This is a genomic window from Polynucleobacter asymbioticus (assembly GCF_018687575.1).
In the GTDB taxonomy this organism is placed as follows: domain Bacteria; phylum Pseudomonadota; class Gammaproteobacteria; order Burkholderiales; family Burkholderiaceae; genus Polynucleobacter; species Polynucleobacter asymbioticus_C.
Map to the genome: position 1 here is coordinate 392766 of NZ_CP061297.1, position 17338 is coordinate 410103.

The window sequence follows — 17338 nt, forward strand, 5'->3', positions numbered from 1 at the left end:
CAAATTAACTGAGCACGATGTCGTACTGTTCCTGGCGGAAGCTACCTTCAGCCTGAAGTTTGATCGGCTTACTAATAAAGTCGCCCAACTGCGCTAAGAATTGATTCTCCTCTTCAAGGAAGAGATCAATCACGTCAGGCGCCGCAACAATCCTAAATTCTCGAGGATTAAATTGGCGATGCTCGCGCACAATCTCGCGCAAAATCTCGTAACAAATGGTTTGTGCTGTTTTGACTTCGCCCTTGCCTTGGCAGGTAGCACAGGGCTCACAAGTGATATGAGCGAGGGATTCACGAGTACGTTTTCGTGTCATCTCTACCAAGCCTAGCGAGGAGAAGTCGCTGACTGAAGTGCGAGCATGATCACGCTCTAAATTGCGATTGAGTTCATGTAAGACTGACTCTTGATGTTCTTTGCTCAACATGTCAATAAAGTCGATAATGATGATGCCGCCAAGATTGCGTAAGCGGAGTTGACGCGCTATGGCTTGAGCGGCTTCAAGATTGGTTTTAAAAACAGTGTCATCGAGATTGCGTGCGCCAACATAACTTCCAGTATTGACATCAATCGTAGTCATGGACTCTGTTTGGTCAATCATCAAGTAGCCACCCGATTTGAGATCAACTCTTCTTCCAAGTGCCTTATTGATTTCAGCATCTACATCAAACAAATCAAATAGGGCGCGTTCACCGCGGTGCAGTGTGAGCTTGTCTAGGAGATTGGGCATATAGAGGGTGGCGAAGCCCTTCAACTTTTCAAAGTTCTCTGCCGAATCGACTCGGATTTGGGTAGTTTCTTCGCTAGCTACGTCACGCAATACACGCTCCGCCAAGCTGAGATCCTGATAGAGCAGGCTGGGAGCAGCCTTATGATTCACGGCTTCACGAATCTTTTCCCAGGTGGTGCGCAGGTAATGCATATCGTGCTCCAGCTCAGTATCGCTGGCATCTTGTGCGCTAGTGCGCACGATAATTCCACCTTTTTCATCGGCAGGCATAAGGCCTGCAAGGCGTGCCTTGATAGCTTCTCGTTCTTCGGGCTGATCAATTCTTTGGGATACGCCAATGTATTTTTCGGTCGCTGCATCCGTTCCAGCTGGTGGTAGGTAAACCAAATTGCGGCCAGCAATACTCAATTGAGTGGTGAGGCGCGCACCTTTCGTTCCCAATGGATCTTTGAGGACCTGGACTAAAACGTTCTGACCTTCAAAGAGCAACTTTTCAATTTGTGCTTGAGGATTATTTTGAGTGATATCGGCAACGTGCATAAATGCAGTGCGCTCTAAACCAATTTCAATGAAGGCGGACTGCATACCGGGTAGTACGCGAACGACTTTGGCCAAATAGATATTGCCAACAATGCCGCGTTGACGGGTACGCTCAATCTGAAGCTCTTGAACCGCGCCTTGCTGAATTAATGCCACCCGTGTTTCTTGGGGGGTAATGTTGATCAGAATTTCTTCATTCATATGCGGGCAACTTTAGCGAAATCTAGTAATTGGTTAACTTCGAAAATGGGTAATCCCATGATACCGCTATAGCTACCTTTAATTGAGGGGATAAATGCCCCTCCAAGACCCTGAATGCCATAGGCCCCTGCTTTACCAAACGGTTCGCCACTTTGAATGTAGCTATCAATTTGTGCTTGAGTTAAATGGGCAAATTCCACCTCAGACACTTGAACCAGACAAAGAGGTTTGGTTTGAGGATCGATCGTCAGAACAACCGCAGTAAGTACTTCATGCACTTTACCGCTCAGCATTTTCAGAATGCGCGCAGCATCGCCGGCATCAGAGGGCTTACCAAGGATTTCACCAACTGGGTTACCGGGCAAACTGACGGTAGTGTCTGCACACAAAATCGGAGCCCACGGTTTACCGCTGTTTTGCCATCTTGCCAACGCAATAGCACTTTTAGCAAAGGTGACGCGTTCAACATATTGACGCGCATTTTCGTTGGAAAGGGATTCTTCTAGGGTTTCTGTATCTTCACCCGGCGCTGCAATCAGCATCTCAAATTGAACGCCAATCTGTTTGAGTAACTCTTGGCGTCGTGGACTTTGTGAGGCAAGGTAGATATAAGAAAACATCGGTTACTTACTCGCGGTGATAGGGATGGCCTTGCAAAATAGTCCAGGCCCGATAGAGTTGCTCTACCAGTAAGACTCTTGCCATGGCATGGGGCAAGGTTAAGCTGGAGAGTCGCCACATCGCCTGAGCGCCTTCTTTGAGGCTAGGATCAAGTCCATCGGCACCACCAATTAAGAAGGTGATGTCAAAGCCTTCCTGTCGCCAGCTTGCCAACTGGGTAGCTAGATTTTGAGTGGTTTGATCTTTGCCACGTTCATCCAGCGCAATGACGCGAGAGCCTTTTGGAATCGCAGCTGCAATTTTGATAGCTTCTTTGGCTGGACTGAGGTCTGGTTTAATTTCTTTGATTTCAATGCTGCAATCAGCGGGCATACGCTTAATGTAATCATGGGTTGCAGTTGCAACCCATTCTGGCATTTTGTGACCAACAGAAACAATGGTTAAGCGCATTGCTGAAGAATTATTCGTCGTCGTCGGGTTCGCTTGCCTTCACAAGCCCCTTGTCAGCTGCTAATTTGACGCGCACAGGCTTGGCGCCCCACATACCCTCTAATTGGTAGTAAGCGCGCAGTGCAGGTTGCAGAATATGCACCACGATATCGCCGCAATCAACGAGCACCCATTCACCAGTCTCTAGACCTTCAACAGAAATGACTTCGCCACCTTTGGCATTGACCGCCTCTTTGACAGACATAGCTAAAGATCTTGTCTGACGATTGGATGTACCGGTAGCAATGATCACGCGATCAAATAACTCGCTGAGTTTGGTGGTGTCATAAACGCGAATATCTTGCGCTTTAACATCCTCTAGGGCATCGATTACGACGCGTTGTAATTTAGTTAAGTCCATAGTTTCTTTAGTATTTTTCTGAGATTTTTGAATATAGGGGTGATCTTAGCCTGATTATTTGTACAGACCCAGATTTGTAATGATTTCTAAAGCGTGAGACGGAATGTGCTCGGAAGCAATATCGCTACGAGAGGGGCTTTTAAGCTGATTTCGAAGTTCGGTGGATGAAAGGTCTACTGAAAGACTGTTATCTAGATAGATGCGGCCAAATGGGCTTTTTTCAAGGGTATCTGTATCAATACATTGATGCTTTTCTAATAAAGCTTCTATTTCGGCGCTCACTTGCCCAGAAATTTCATGGTGGGGCCTGGTAGCGACTGCAAAATTCACAAAGCACAGCAATTGATCCCAGGAGTTCCAAGTGGGGAGATTGAGGAGGGAATCGGCACCCATTAACCAAGTTAAGCTGACATCAGGTCCAAAACGTTCTCTCAAGGCTTTTGCAGTATCGATGGCATAGCTCGGGCCTGCTCGATCTATTTCAATGCGATCCACACCAATTTGAGTTGGTATTGATAAATACAAAAATGCACGAGCCAGATCTACTGCAGCCGCCTCAGTTAGTCGTAAGCGGATTTCTGCAGGAGTGATGTCAGAGTCTTTTTGCCAGGGTTGGCCACTGGGGATTAGTAGTAATGCATCTAGATGCAAGATCTTTGCAAAATGGGTAGCTAATTTGAGATGGCCAAGGTGTGGCGGGTCAAACGTGCCACCAAGGATGCCAATTTTTTTTGGAGTATCCAAATGCGCTGGGGTCAAGTTAGGCTAGCCAGTCACGCGGCTTGAGGTAATAGTCATAAAGCTTTGCTTCAGGAGTGCCTGGCTTCGGTTGCCAGTTGTACCACCACTGAACTACCGGTGGCATAGACATCAGAATAGATTCTGTTCGTCCGCCAGAATGCAAGCCAAAAATAGTGCCACGGTCGAAGATCAAGTTGTATTCCACATAGCGACCGCGACGGTATTCTTGGAATGCTTTTTCTTCAGCAGTAAAACTGTCTTTGTAGCGACGCTCAACAATCGGCAGGTAAGCATTAATAAAAGCATCGCCAACAGCGCGTGTCATAGCAAAGCTTTGTTCAAAACCAAGGGCGTTGAAATCATCAAAGAAGACGCCGCCAATACCGCGAGGTTCTTCACGATGCTTGAGGTAAAAATACTCATCACACCATTTTTTAAAACGTGGATAGAGCTCATCACCAAATGGGTCTAAGGCATCTTTGGCGGTTTGATGAAAGTGTTTGCAATCTTCGTCAACGCCGTAATAAGGCGTGAGATCAAAGCCACCTCCAAACCACCACACCGGCTCTTTGCCTGGAGCTTGTGCAATAAAGCAGCGCACATTCATATGGGTGGTGGGCACCTTGGGATTGTTTGGATGAAAGACCAGTGATACACCCATAGCTTCGAAGCTACGTCCGGCAAGCTCTGGACGATGGTGTGATGCTGAGGGCGGCATTTGATCGCCACGAACGTGTGAAAATCCTACGCCACCTTTTTCTAAAATATTGCCGCCATCCAAAATGCAGGTACGTCCATAGCCTTTTAACTTACTGTCTTCCGGCTTTTCCCAAGCATCCGCTATAAAAGCTTTGCCATCAAGCGCACTCATCGCAGTAGTGATGCGATCTTGCAATCCTAAAAAGTAATTTTTTAGTTCCGCAATATTGATTTGAGTATGTTCAGTTGATGACAAGGTTTAAGGTCTTTATATTGGGTTGGATGAATGGATTAAGTTACTTTACTGCGCGATAGCCGATATCTTTGCGATATTGCATGCCATCAAATTGGATTTGAGAAATTGCTTCATACGCTTTTTGTTGGGCACCACGAACCGTATCCGACAAACCTACTACGCACATGACGCGACCGCCCGAAGTGACGAGCTTGTCATCTTGCAACTTGGTGCCAGCATGAAAGGTCAATTGATCTTCAGTATCGGCAGGAATACCGGTGATGACATCACCATTGCGCGGAGTATCTGGATAGTTATGCGCTGCAAGCACTACACCTAATGCAGTGCGACGATCCCAATCTAGCTCCACTTCATTGAGCGTGCCATCAACTGCATGATCGAGAGCATTTACTAGGTCGCTACGTAGGCGCGCCATGATGGGCTGAGTTTCTGGGTCACCCATGCGGCAGTTAAATTCCAAAGTCTTAATCTTGCCATCAGGAGAAATCATGAGGCCCGCATAGAGAAAGCCTGTGTAAGGAATACCATCAGCCTCCATACCCTTGACGGTAGGCATGATGACTTCACGTAAGGCACGTGCATGAATTTCTGGAGTAACAACTGGGGCAGGGGAGTACGCACCCATACCGCCAGTATTGGGGCCTTGATCGGCATCGAGTAAGCGTTTGTGATCTTGGCTAGTGGCTAAGGCTAAAACATGTTTGCCGTCGACGAGCACAATAAAGCTGGCTTCTTCACCAGTCAGGAATTCTTCAATGACTACACGTGCACCTGCATTACCGAGTTTGTTGTCAGCGAGCATCATGTCTACAGCTGCATGGGCTTCCGCTAGATCCATTGCTACAACTACACCTTTACCTGCAGCCAGACCATCTGCCTTAATAACGATCGGCGCGCCTTTTGCATCAATATAAGCATGTGCCTCTAATGCATTTGAAAAAGTTTGGTATTCCGCTGTTGGAATGCCATGGCGTTTCATGAATGCTTTGGAGAAATCTTTTGATGACTCTAATTGAGCGGCAAGTTGGGTAGGTCCAAAGATGCGTAATCCGTTATTACGAAATACGTCTACGATGCCGGCAGCCAATGGAGCCTCAGGACCAACTACAGTGAGATGAATCTTTTCACGCTTGGCAAAGTCTGCTAACTCTTGAAGATCGGAGATGGGTAGATTTTGAATACCCGCAGCCTCTTGTTTTGCAGTGGCAGTGCCGCCGTTCCCTGGTGCTACATAGACGGTTTGTACTTGTGGTGATTGAGCTAGCTTCCATGCCAATGCATGTTCACGACCACCGGATCCAATTAAAAGAATTTTCATAAAGAGCTAAAAGAGATATGGATAAAAAAATATTTAAAGGGTCGATCGATTACAAAGAGGCATTCGTAAATACTTCTTGAACATCATCTAAGTTTTCAAGCACGTCTAATAGTTTTTGCATGCTTTCAGCTTGCTCGCCTTCGAACTCGGTTTCCGTTTCGGGGCGCATCGTCACGGTAGCTATCTCTGCTTTTAAGCCTGCCTGAGTGAGTGCATCCTGCACTTTCGGAAAATCAGGGACTGGAGTGAGGACTTCAAGTGAGCCATCATCATGGGTAATCACATCTTCTGCACCAGCATCTAGTGCAATTTCCATGAGTTGATCTTCATTGGTACCTGGGGCAAAAATCAGTTGACCGCAATGTTTAAACATAAAAGCCACTGAACCCTCGGCACCCATATTGCCACCATTTTTTGCAAATGCGTGGCGCACTTCAGCAACAGTACGAGTGCGGTTGTCGGTCAGGCAATCGACAATGATCGCAGCTCCATTGAGGCCATAACCTTCGTAACGAATTTCTTCATAGTTAACACCCTCAAGTGAGCCTGTACCGCGCTGAATTGCCCGTTGCACGTTGTCATTAGGCATATTGGCATCTTTGGCCTTATCAATTGCCAGGCGCAAACGGGGATTTGTGGCGATATCGCCACCACCTAATTTAGCTGCAACCGTGATTTCTTTGATGAGTTTGGTCCAAATCTTGCCGCGCTTTTCGTCTTGACGACCTTTGCGGTGCTGAATATTGGCCCATTTCGAATGGCCGGCCATACGGGTAAGTCCTTTTGAGTAATGTGGCTTGAAGTAGTCATTTTAAGGGCTTCTGAGGTCAAGAATGGGGGTGCAACAACTTTTTTGTTACACTCTCACCTCTTAGTAAGCTTCAATGCAGTTTTTCCACTGCAAACACCTGCCCCGGTGATGGAATTGGTAGACGTGCCGGACTCAAAATCCGGTGCCGCAAGGCGTGGCGGTTCAAGTCCGCCCCGGGGCACCACTTCCCCATATTGTTTAGAGGCCTTGACCAGTTAGGTCGATTGGCAGCCTTTGCTATGATTATTGCGAATAAAAGCTGATAGCAAGCGCAAAAAATACACTGAACGAGATCAAATAATGAAAAAAGTAGGATTAATTGGCCTAGGCGCAATGGGCTCCGGCATGGCCTCATCCCTTCGAAGGGCAGGCTTTGACTTGTATGTATTTGATGTGCGTTTGGATCATGCCCGTCGATTTTGTGAAGCTGGTGGCACGGCATGTGAATCTATAAAAGAACTCGGCTCAATCTGTGACGTGGTTATCTCGGTCGTGGTGAATGCCGCTCAGACCGAAGAAGTTTTGTTCGGCTCATCGACCAGTCCTGGCTTGGTGGATTCCTTAAAGCCTCAAAGCGTTTTCGTGATGTGCTCCACTGTTGATCCCAATATTTCGATTTCATTTGAGTCGCGTCTCGCCGAAAAAAATATTCTTTATGTGGATGCCCCCATATCTGGTGGGGCAGCAAAAGCTGCCTCTGGCGAAATGACTATGATGACATCAGCTTGCGCTGCTGCATATGAGCTGGTTAACCCTATTCTTGATGCGATGTCAGGTACTGTTTATCGTCTCGGTGATAAGGCGGGTATCGGCAGTAAAGTAAAAGTCATTAATCAACTACTTGCCGGTGTTCATATCGCAGCTGCTGCAGAAGCAATGGCGCTGGGTTTAAGGGAGGGCGTGGATGCGAATGCTCTCTATGAGGTGATTACCCATAGTGCCGGTAATAGCTGGATGTTTGAGAACCGCATGGCACATGTACTTGCGGCTAACTACGAGCCCTTATCTGCAGTAGATATATTCGTTAAGGATTTGGGGATAGTTCTAGATATGGCGCGTGCGAGTAAGTTTCCATTACCCCTGTCATCCACCGCGCATCAAATGTTTATGCAAGCATCGACCGCTGGTTTTGCCAAGGAAGACGATAGCGCTGTTATTAAAATTTTCCCTGGCATCGAGTTACCGAAAGCTTCCAAGTGAGCATTCTTTTAGGTTGTATTGCGGATGACTTTACAGGCGCTACTGATTTGGCAAATAACTTGGTACGCAATGGCATGCGTGTTTCACAAACAATTGGCATTCCAAAAGACCCATTAAATATCGAGTTAGATGCAGTAGTAGTAGCACTCAAGTCCAGAAATCTGGAGCCCGAGGAAGCTGTAACTCAGTCATTAGAAGCATTGGAGTATTTGCTCTCACAAGGAGCGCAACAGATATTCTTTAAATACTGCTCCACATTTGACAGCACCCCTAGGGGAAACATCGGTCCAGTAACGGAGGCTCTGATGGCGGCTTTGGGGGCAGACTTTACTATTGCAACACCTGCTTTTCCAGACAATGGGCGAAGTGTATTTAAAGGCTATCTATTTGTTGGCGATCAGCTGTTAAGTGAGTCTGGGATGCGTGACCATCCATTAACTCCGATGACGGATGCAAATCTGGTGAGGGTCATGCAGGCCCAATGTCAGCATCAGGTGGGCTTAATTGAATATCAACATATTCTTGCTGGTGCCGATGCCATATCTTCTAGTATGGATCGCTTAAAAGCATCAAATAAAAAAATTGCCATTGTTGATGCGGTGACTAATGATGACTTATATCGTATTGCGCCCGCATTAAAAGACCTCCCTTTAATTACCGGAGGCTCTGGTATAGCAATCGGACTTCCAGCTAACTTTGGCCTTAGTGCTCACCCAGCATCCAGCAAGCTTCCACCTGCTGGTGGATATCAGGCAATTGTTTCAGGTAGTTGTTCGCAGGCTACCAACCTCCAGGTTGAAAGCTTTCAAAATTTAGGTGGCGCAACGTATTCTGTGAATCCGCTTGATTTAACTGAGAAATCTGTAGAGCAGCTAGTGGGAGAAGTTTTAGCCTGGGCAGAACCTCGGCTCTTGCTTGGCCCGGTGTTGGTTTATTCGTCAGCAGGACCTGATCGAGTCAAGGAAGTACAAGCGCAGCTTGGAGTTCAGGCTGCAGGTAGCTCAATAGAGAGCCTATTGGGATTGGTCGCGAAAGGCCTTGTTGCTCTTGGAGTGGGACAGTTATTGGTTGCTGGCGGAGAGACCTCCGGCGCATGTGTGAAAGCTTTGGGTATTGATCAAATGCAGATTGGCCAACAAATTGATCCAGGCGTACCTTGGTGTTATGCGGAGGTTCACGATAAGCCTTTGCATCTTGCGTTAAAGTCTGGAAACTTTGGCGCACCAGATTTTTTTACAAATGCCTTCTCAAAACTGTGAGAAAAATGATGATTGAGCAATTAGCAAGAGAAGAGATTTGTAGGGTGGGTAAAAGTTTATTTGATCGATCCTACGTCCATGCAACTGCAGGCAATATTAGTGTTCGTATTGAGGATGGTTTTTTAATTACACCCACAGATGCCTGTCTCGGATTTCTTGATCCTGATCGACTGGCTAAGATTGACATGCATGGGCGGCAGCTCAGTGGTGATAAGGCTAGCAAGACAATGGCCCTGCATGCCGCCATTTACAATACAGCAGGGCAATTTGATCAAGATATCTCTTGCATTATTCATACTCATAGTACGCACTGCGTAGCCTTGACTCTTGAATCCAAGACTCCAAGTAGCGACGACGAAGCATTACCCGAACTATTGCCTGCAATCACGCCATATTTTGTGATGAAAGTAGGTCACGTACCGACTATTACTTATGCAAGCCCTGGTTCAGCTAAAACGATTGAATACGTAGAGCAGGCAATTGAGGTTTACGGACAGGCTGGAACACCACTACGCGCTTGTATGTTGTCGCGCTTGGGGCCGTATGTATGGAACAGCTCACCTAGTTCAGCAATGGCTACTCTAGAAGAGTTGGAAGAAACGGCAAAACTTTTTTATCTCAAAAATACTTTAATTAAGTCACTGACGGATGTGCAGTTAAATGAATTGCGGACTGCATTTGCAGTCCGCTGGTAATTACTGAAAGTAGATTGAATTAATCTAGTTCAATCTTGGCGTAATCAACTACCTTTTTCCATCTTTGGGCATCAGCCTTAATAAACTCAGCCGACTTTGCTGCATTCATAAAGTCTACCGTAGCCCCAAGCTTGGAGAGTGAATCAGCTACATCCTTTTGAGCCACAGTCTTTTGAATACTGTTTTGTAATTTCAAAGAAATGTCTGCTGGTAAACCTTTCGGTGCAGCGATGCCAAAATAAGCTGATACCTGAAAGTTAGGAAAGCCTGCTTCTTGCATTGTTGGAACTTGAGGAAGGGCAGGATTTCTCGTGGTGCTAGTCACAGCAAGCGCCTTTAATTTACCGCTTTTAATCAAACCAAGCGCTGGGGGAAGATTGTCAAACATAAAGTCGATATCTTTAGATACTAGCGCTACGTTCGCTAAAGATGAGCCTCGGTAAGGGATATGAACCACGTAAATACCAGCCTGACTCTTGAGCATCTCAGCACTGAGGTTCAGTGAGGTGCCATTTCCATTAGAGCCGTAGTTCATCTTGCCTGGAGACTCTTTTGCGCGCTTCACCAATTCAGCTACTGAGTTAATCCCAGAATCAGGGTTTACTAACAGCACATTCGGTAGCTGCCCAAAGATAGCAATCGGCTCAATGTTGCTTGGATTGTAAGGAAGGGTTTTATAAATTGCCGGGCTAATTGAAAGTGGTGGCGAGGCCATTAGCAGTGTGTAGCCATCTGGATTGGCTTTTGCAACTTCTGCTGCGCCAAGATTACCGCCTGCACCAGGTTTGTTGTCTACAACAATAGCTTGTCCAAGATCGTTTGAAAGTGCCGGAGTAATTAAGCGGGCAACGTTATCGATCAGGCCGCCAGGTGGGAATGGCACAACGAGTTTAATGGGCTTATTCGGATAAGGAGTTTGCGCAAACCCAAAACCCGAGCTGGCCAACATCATCAGAACCGCAGATTTTTTTAATATTGATATCAGGTGATTTTTCATAAAAGCTCAATTTTTTTGTTGAAAAAAGTACATGCACTGTCAAGGCAAAGGTTAGCACGAACCCGTCTACTCAGTTAATGGCTTAGATTTCGTAAGTTTCCGACTCGCTATTCATGGCTTGCTCCACAATTTTCTTGGTGAGCGTTGGTGAGAATAGTTCGATAAACGTGTACACAAAAGAACGCAAGTAAGCACCTTGTTTAACGCCCAAATGGGTAACGTTGTTGCCAAACAAATGCCCAACTGGAATGACTCGAAGATTGCGATCTCGATCTGCGTCATAAGCTAACCCAGCAACAATCCCCACGCCCATTCCTGTTTCAACGTAGGTCTTGATCACGTCTGCATCAATCGCTTCCAAAATAATATCGGGGCTTAGATTGCGTTGTGCAAATGCAGCGTCAATTTTGCTTCTACCCGCAAATGCTTTGTCATACGTAATAAGCGGATATTTTGCAATCTCTTCCAGGGTAATGGTCGATTGGTTGAGAAGGGGGTGGCTCAGCGGCACCATAACAACGTGTTGCCATTGATAGCCCGGAAGTGCCAGTACACCTGGAGTATTAGCAATACCTTCTGTTGCAATCGCAATGTCAGCGCGATCATGAATGAGTAGCTCTGCGATTTGCCCCGGACTTCCCTGTTGAATACTGACCCGAACCTTCGGAAAGCGTTTAGTAAATTCAGTTAGCACCTTAGGTAATGCATAACGTGCTTGGGTATGGGTGGTCGCAATCACAAAGTTGCCCTGATCTTGACTCGCAAAGTCTTTGCCGACCCTACGCAAGGTTTCTACTTCATCCAAAATGCGCTCAATCGATGAGAGGATGCGCTTACCAGGCTCAGTTAGTGAGCGGATGCGCTTGCCATGGCGTCGGAATATTTCTACGCCAAGCTCATCTTCAAGTTCAATAATGGCCTTTGAAACCCCAGGCTGAGAGGTGAATAGCGCTTTAGCTGCTGATGTGAGATTGAAGTTCTGTCTTACAGCTTCGCGGACAAATCGAAATTGGTGCAAATTCATATGGATTCCATTCTTTATATCAACTGCGATATAGGAATCAGATTCTATATGATTTTGAGGTATTAAGCTCTAGATACCCAACGTAAACCCACAATCGCCAAAATGAAATAAAGCAGTGGAGGAGTAAGGGCAGTCAGTAATGCGGGCCATGAGCCCAGAAGTCCCACATTGGAGAAGAGGGAATTGAAAAGCTGGAAGCTCATACCGAGCATGATGCCGCCGAATACTTTGATGCCAACACTGCCTGCTCGAACTTTTAGATAGGCAAATGGCAGGGCCAGGGTCAGCATGACAAAAATCGTGAACGGATAGATCACTTTTTTCCAGAACGCAATGGAGTGCCGATGCGCATCCTGCTTGTTGTCTCTTAAGTGGGAAATGAAGCGACCTAAACTAAAGATCGACATTTTTTCTGGGCTGACTAACAGTACGCTTAAAATTTGTGGCGTGACTTCAGAGTCTAAGCTGACGATTGGATGTGAGAAAGTTTGTGCTGAATACAACGGGTTCAGTGGGTCAGTCTGCTTGGTTTCTTTAAAGCGAGTTTCAGTGACGTCATCCAGAATCCAAGTCCCAGCTTGATCAAATCGTCCAGACACAGCGCTACGAATGGAGAGTAGGCGATACGCATCATCAAACTCATACATGCGAATATTTTTGATTTCGTTGTCTTGTTCAATTTTGCCAACGTTGACATAGCGAACTCCCTGTCTAATGGGCCCGCTACCATCCTCATCACGTAAGCGATCTTTAACCCAAACGCCAGTTTTGAATTGAGAGCTATAGGATGATCCCAAAGCCTTCATCCGAATCTTTTCAGATAGGTTTTCGGTGTAGGGTCCCAGCCATTCGCTCATCACGAGGGTAACAATCACCAGTGGCAAAGAAATTTTTGCTAGGGTGCTTAAGCCTCTACGCATGTCCAATCCAGCGATGCGCAAAATCGTGAACTCAGATTGACTTGCTAGCATCGCAAATACATAGATGCTTCCAATCAAACCAGCGATTGGAATGATCTCAGAAATACGACTAGGTGCCTTTAATAAAACATGGAGTAGCGCTAATGGCAGGGTGTATTGCCCTTTAACTGAACCAAGCTCACTCAGGATGTCAAAAAATAAAAACAGCGCCACCAAGGCAAATAGGATGAAGCCAAAAGCAGCATAAATCTGCCTGGCTAAATAGCGTTCAAATATGTAGGGAAATAGATATTTCATCTATTGGCCAAGAATGAAGGTAGTTGACGGCGCCACCATTTCAACGATGGGTTGATGCGGTTTCGAATCAGTAAAAAAGCAATGCTAAATGCAAGTGCATGTATGGGCCAAGCTGCTACAAAAACGTTTACCTTGCCTTGTGACACGAAGTTTTGAGTGAGATTGAGGAGGTTGCTATAGATGAGATAAATCAGCACGGCATAAAACATCGCGGTGTAGTTACCCAGTCTTGGGTTGACGTAGGCAAGTGGAATAGCAATGAGCACCAAACCTAATGCCATTAATGGCAAGCCAATTCTCCAGAGTAATTCAGCGTAATTCGGATTCAATGCGGCTGGATTCGGATCGTTCAGTAGTTCGGAGACTGTTTTTTCCCGATCGCGTGGCGCAGGATCGAGCGCGCTTTTACTATGAATATTTGTACTGTATTGCGCGAACTCTAAAATTCTGAAATCCGGTTGCGTGGGGAGTCCTTCATAGCGACGACCATTATTCAGCACAATCGATTTTCCGCCCCCTGCTGCATTCTCAATAAATCCAGTAGAAGCAACAGCAATACTGAGTCGTCCATTTTTGGTTTCTGCGGCAAAGATATTTTTTACTTCACTTTTATCAACATCGAGCTCTTCAATGAAAAATACACGTTCTGCTTTGGCCGATTCTCTAAATTGGCCTGCCGCAACCATGGAGACATCGCTACGCTGTTGAAAGCGTTGACTGATGATGGTAGATTCGCGATTAGCCCAAGGCCAAACAAAGAGGGCTAAGAGTGCGATGATGACAATAAGGGGTGCTGCAAAGCGCAGGATTGGTCGAATGAGGCTGGCGATACTCAGACCGCTTGCGAACCAAACAATCATTTCAGAGTCTTTGTACCAGCGAACTAGCACTATTAAGACGGCTACAAACAGGGATACCGTCAGAAGAACAGCCATGTAGCCAAGCGTGGCTAGCGTAATTAAAACGAGAGCATCTTCTGGATTAACGGCTCCGTTGGCCGCAAAGCCCAGAATTCGGATGACTAGAGTGGTAATCATGATGGTGACCAAGACCAAAAAAACGCCACCAGTCGTAAAACTGAGTTCGCGGCGAAGGGCTTGGTGAAAAATCATGAATAGATAATGGCCTGGCTGTTATTGGCTCACTCAAGGTGTGAACCTGCATCTCGGAGGATAATGGATAAATACCTATTTTTTCCCTTGAATTGACTTAAAAATACCTCAAGACATCATGACTATTCAATTTAGCACTAAGAATTTCGCGCAAGTCGATCTGAAGAACCCTAAGCAGATCAAAGCAAGTCTCACCACTTTATTAGGACAGAACTCCGATTGCTTGGTTTTGGCCTACTCCAAGGCTGATTTAGATACCTTGGCGGCCGCTAAATCGAAGTCTGGACTTTTGATCGAGCTGGATCGCCTGCTGGGCGGCTCTATCACCCACGCCAACGTCGTTGGTGACCTCGATGCCCAGCAAGCATCGACCTGTGTGCTTCGTGCCGAAAAATCTTGGGCTACATCTGGCGTAAAAGTAAAACGTATTCTTTTGATATCTTTGGGTGACTTAGCTTCTGCTAGTGCACGCAGCCTGACGTCCTATTCAAAAATTGCTCGCGCTGCGTTGAAGCAGTTGAGCGGCGGTTCCATCCAAAATGCTTTGTGGTTCATTCCGAGTTTTGCCTTAGGCCATCGCGCAGAGTTCATCGCTGAAGAGGTGCGTTTGACGATTCAGTATGCAGGTGATCAAGCCTATCGCTTTGGTGTTCGTCAGCCAGCCATGAAGTTCAAGGCCAAAGATAAGGCCGATACTTTTACTCACTTAATCTTTGCTAGTAATGACACTTGCGCAAAAGAACTCAAGGCTGCAGTACCAGAGGGTGCCGCAATGGTTGAGGGTATGAACTTGGCTAAGGATTTAGGCAATTTGCCTCCCAATATTTGCACGCCAACCTATTTAGGTAAAGCAGCGCAGGGTCTTAGTAAAAAGACCGGCCTTAAGGTCGAAGTCTTGGGGCGCAAGCAAATTGAAGCTCTAGGAATGGGCTCATTCCTATCAGTCGCTCAAGGTTCAGATACGCCCCCACAATTTATTGTGATGCGTCACCAGGGCGGCAAAGTGGGTGAGGCTCCAATTGTGTTGGTAGGCAAAGGTATCACTTTTGATACCGGTGGTATTTCTCTTAAGCCTGGTGAGGCGATGGATGAGATGAAGTACGACATGTGCGGCGCTGCCTCCGTGATTGGCACGATGTACGCTACCGCTTTAATGAAGCTGAAGAAGAATGTCATCGGCGTGATTCCGACCTGTGAAAATATGCCTTCCGGTAATGCCACTCGCCCTGGAGATATTGTGAAGAGTATGTCGGGGCAAACGATTGAGATTCTGAATACTGATGCAGAAGGCCGTTTGATTTTGTGTGATGCCTTAACTTACGTTGAGCGCTTTAAACCTCAGGCTGTCATTGATGTGGCTACCTTAACCGGGGCTTGCATCATTGCATTAGGCCATGTGCATAGTGGCGTATTCTCTGATGATGAGGGTTTAGTTGCCTCCCTCACTAAAGCTGGCCATGCTTCTTTGGATACCGTATGGCGTTTACCTCTAGATCCGGCTTATCACGAGCAGCTCAAATCCAATTTTGCAGATGTAGCAAATATTGGCGGGCGCCCAGCAGGTAGCGTTACCGCAGCTTGCTTCCTATCGCGCTTCACCGAAAAATATAAATGGGCTCACTTGGATATCGCTGGAACTGCTTGGAAGAGTGGCGCCGCTAAAGGTTCAACTGGCCGCCCAGTGCCTTTGCTTGTGAATTACTTATTAGATCAAAAGTAAGCATAGAGAGTAATTGATGGCCCGTATTGATTTTCATAGCAACGTTAGCGATAAGCTGGAATACGCTTGCCGCTTAACGCGCAAGATCTGGAGTGCTACTCCAGCTGGCGAGCCTGTTCGCCATGTTGTGATGGTTGGCGATAAAGCCGATCTCAAAAAGTTAGATGAACTTCTATGGACATTTAGCGCCACGGATTTCTTGCCTCATTGCTTTATTGAAGATGAGGCTGCAATGGACACCCCCATTTTGCTAACTGAACATTTTCTGGCGCCTGCCTTATCTCAGCTTCCGCATGCCGATGTATTGATTCACCTAGGCATGAAAATGCCGCCAGATGTTCCTGCATTACTGGCACGCTTTCCTCGTATTGTTGAGGTTGTCACGATCAATGAGGCGGAACGCCTTGCAGGACGCGAGCGTTATAAAGCCTATCGCGACTTAGGCCATGAGTTACATAACTTCGATCAATCCAAAGCGTGATCATCAGTAGACCTGACGCATGTTGATTCATCCAGAATTTGATCCTGCTGCAATTCGGATTGGCTCATTTGCCATTCATTGGTATGGCTTGATGTATCTCCTGGCCTTTACCCAATTCTTGTTATTGGGTCGTCTGCGTATTCGTGCACCGCGCTATCAATCCTTAGGTTGGTCGTATAAGGATCTTGAGGACCTTTTATTTGCTGGAGTCTTGGGTGTAGTTTTGGGTGGGCGTTTGGGTTACACCTTGTTTTATATGCCAGCCTACTATTTCGCAAATCCTTTGAGTATCTTCAAGATATGGGAAGGTGGCATGTCTTTCCACGGCGGCCTTCTGGGTGTTTTATTGGCCTTACTCTGGTTTGCCCAACGTCGCAAAGTTTCATTCTTTGTTGTGAGTGATCTAGTTGCGCCGCTGGTGCCATTTGGTTTGGCATTTGGTCGCCTCGGTAATTTTATTAATGGTGAGTTATGGGGTAGGCCAACAGACCTGCCTTGGGCTATGGTGTTCCCCATGGTTGACTCCATTCCACGTCATCCCTCCCAAATTTACCAATTCTTAGGCGAAGGGATTTGTCTGGGGATCATTCTCTGGATTTATTCCAGTAAGCCGCGCAGGGTGGGTCAGATTTCAGGACTATTTTTGCTGGGTTATGGCCTATGTCGTTTCTTGGCGGAGTTTGCTCGCGAGCCCGATGCCTTCTTGGGTCTCTTGGGACTAGGCTTGTCGATGGGGCAGTGGCTCTCAGTACCCATGATTATTTTTGGAATTTACCTTATAGTTAGAGTAAATACGAAAAACGGCAGCTATCAGTAGTTAAAAATCAGGTTTCCTAGGTCTTTTGTAGTCAATTTTCTAAATTTGACTA

The 17338-nt window shown here is 46.4% G+C and carries 17 protein-coding genes, 1 tRNA gene and 1 pseudogene; 7 read left to right on the top strand and 12 right to left on the bottom strand.

The features are described from left to right. Positions 1–4: 4 nt before the first annotated feature. From rng to AOC19_RS02120, 8 genes and pseudogenes are all read right to left on the bottom strand, one after another. Positions 5–1468 (bottom strand): ribonuclease G, encoded by a 1464-nt coding sequence (gene rng / locus AOC19_RS02085; protein WP_215377184.1) that lies wholly within the window; start codon positions 1466–1468, stop codon positions 5–7. Continuing rightward, entirely contained in the window at positions 1465–2088 is a 624-nt protein-coding gene (locus tag AOC19_RS02090; RefSeq protein ID WP_215377186.1) for a Maf family protein, read from the bottom strand. The genes rng and AOC19_RS02090 overlap by 4 nt, the downstream gene beginning before the upstream one ends. 7 nt (positions 2089–2095) lie before the next feature. Further along, on the bottom strand, positions 2096–2539 hold the full coding sequence (rlmH, locus tag AOC19_RS02095) for a 23S rRNA (pseudouridine(1915)-N(3))-methyltransferase RlmH (RefSeq protein ID WP_015420659.1): 444 nt from the start codon (positions 2537–2539) through the stop codon (positions 2096–2098). A gap of 13 nt (positions 2540–2552) precedes the next feature. Next, positions 2553–2939: pseudogene (gene rsfS, locus AOC19_RS02100) on the bottom strand (ribosome silencing factor); the annotation flags it as partial. 54 nt (positions 2940–2993) lie between these two features. After that, positions 2994–3683 carry a nicotinate-nucleotide adenylyltransferase gene (locus AOC19_RS02105; protein WP_215377190.1) on the bottom strand — a complete coding sequence of 230 codons (690 nt, stop codon included), beginning with the start codon at positions 3681–3683 and terminating at the stop codon, positions 2994–2996. Between the two features lie 16 nt (positions 3684–3699). Then, positions 3700–4611, bottom strand: a complete 912-nt coding sequence (gene hemF / locus AOC19_RS02110; protein WP_215378001.1) for an oxygen-dependent coproporphyrinogen oxidase — start codon at positions 4609–4611, stop codon at positions 3700–3702. Between the two features lie 64 nt (positions 4612–4675). Then, complete coding sequence (gene purD / locus AOC19_RS02115) at positions 4676–5953, bottom strand: phosphoribosylamine--glycine ligase (protein ID WP_215377192.1); 1278 nt, start codon at positions 5951–5953, stop codon at positions 4676–4678. 49 nt (positions 5954–6002) lie between these two features. Then, positions 6003–6722, bottom strand: a complete 720-nt coding sequence (locus AOC19_RS02120) for a YebC/PmpR family DNA-binding transcriptional regulator (protein ID WP_215377194.1) — start codon at positions 6720–6722, stop codon at positions 6003–6005. Between the two features lie 141 nt (positions 6723–6863). Between AOC19_RS02120 and AOC19_RS02125 the strand changes: the two genes are divergently transcribed. The 4 genes from AOC19_RS02125 to AOC19_RS02140 all read left to right on the top strand — a co-directional run bounded on the left by AOC19_RS02125 (position 6864) and on the right by AOC19_RS02140 (position 9918). Next, positions 6864–6948: transfer RNA gene (locus AOC19_RS02125), tRNA-Leu, on the top strand. Positions 6949–7016: 68 nt separating this feature from the next. Continuing rightward, positions 7017–7964 carry an L-threonate dehydrogenase gene (gene ltnD, locus AOC19_RS02130; protein WP_285896599.1) on the top strand — a complete coding sequence of 316 codons (948 nt, stop codon included), beginning with the start codon at positions 7017–7019 and terminating at the stop codon, positions 7962–7964. After that, the gene (gene otnK / locus AOC19_RS02135; RefSeq protein ID WP_215377195.1) at positions 7961–9223 is read left to right on the top strand and encodes a 3-oxo-tetronate kinase; all 1263 of its coding nucleotides are present in this window, start codon (positions 7961–7963) and stop codon (positions 9221–9223) included. The genes ltnD and otnK overlap by 4 nt, the downstream gene beginning before the upstream one ends. An 8-nt stretch (positions 9224–9231) precedes the next feature. Beyond that, positions 9232–9918 (top strand): class II aldolase/adducin family protein, encoded by a 687-nt coding sequence (locus AOC19_RS02140; RefSeq protein WP_215378007.1) that lies wholly within the window; start codon positions 9232–9234, stop codon positions 9916–9918. A 19-nt stretch (positions 9919–9937) separates the two neighbouring features. On the opposite strand, the gene AOC19_RS02145 is transcribed toward AOC19_RS02140, so the two are convergent. From AOC19_RS02145 to lptF, 4 genes are all read right to left on the bottom strand, one after another. Next, positions 9938–10915, bottom strand: a complete 978-nt coding sequence (locus AOC19_RS02145; protein ID WP_215377197.1) for a Bug family tripartite tricarboxylate transporter substrate binding protein — start codon at positions 10913–10915, stop codon at positions 9938–9940. 82 nt (positions 10916–10997) lie between these two features. After that, entirely contained in the window at positions 10998–11939 is a 942-nt protein-coding gene (locus AOC19_RS02150; RefSeq protein WP_215377199.1) for a CysB family HTH-type transcriptional regulator, read from the bottom strand. 62 nt (positions 11940–12001) lie between these two features. After that, positions 12002–13156 carry an LPS export ABC transporter permease LptG gene (lptG, locus tag AOC19_RS02155; protein ID WP_215377201.1) on the bottom strand — a complete coding sequence of 385 codons (1155 nt, stop codon included), beginning with the start codon at positions 13154–13156 and terminating at the stop codon, positions 12002–12004. Then, positions 13153–14268: an LPS export ABC transporter permease LptF gene (gene lptF / locus AOC19_RS02160; protein ID WP_215377203.1), complete on the bottom strand. Its 1116-nt coding sequence runs from the start codon at positions 14266–14268 to the stop codon at positions 13153–13155. The genes lptG and lptF overlap by 4 nt, the downstream gene beginning before the upstream one ends. 124 nt (positions 14269–14392) lie before the next feature. Between lptF and AOC19_RS02165 the strand changes: the two genes are divergently transcribed. From AOC19_RS02165 to lgt, 3 genes are read left to right on the top strand one after another with little or no spacing between them, the layout of a single operon-like run. Further along, the gene (locus tag AOC19_RS02165; protein ID WP_435367686.1) at positions 14393–15988 is read left to right on the top strand and encodes a leucyl aminopeptidase; all 1596 of its coding nucleotides are present in this window, start codon (positions 14393–14395) and stop codon (positions 15986–15988) included. Between the two features lie 16 nt (positions 15989–16004). Then, complete coding sequence (locus tag AOC19_RS02170; RefSeq protein WP_215377207.1) at positions 16005–16469, top strand: DNA polymerase III subunit chi; 465 nt, start codon at positions 16005–16007, stop codon at positions 16467–16469. Positions 16470–16488: 19 nt separating this feature from the next. Next, entirely contained in the window at positions 16489–17286 is a 798-nt protein-coding gene (lgt, locus tag AOC19_RS02175; protein WP_215377209.1) for a prolipoprotein diacylglyceryl transferase, read from the top strand. Positions 17287–17338: the final 52 nt, after the last annotated feature.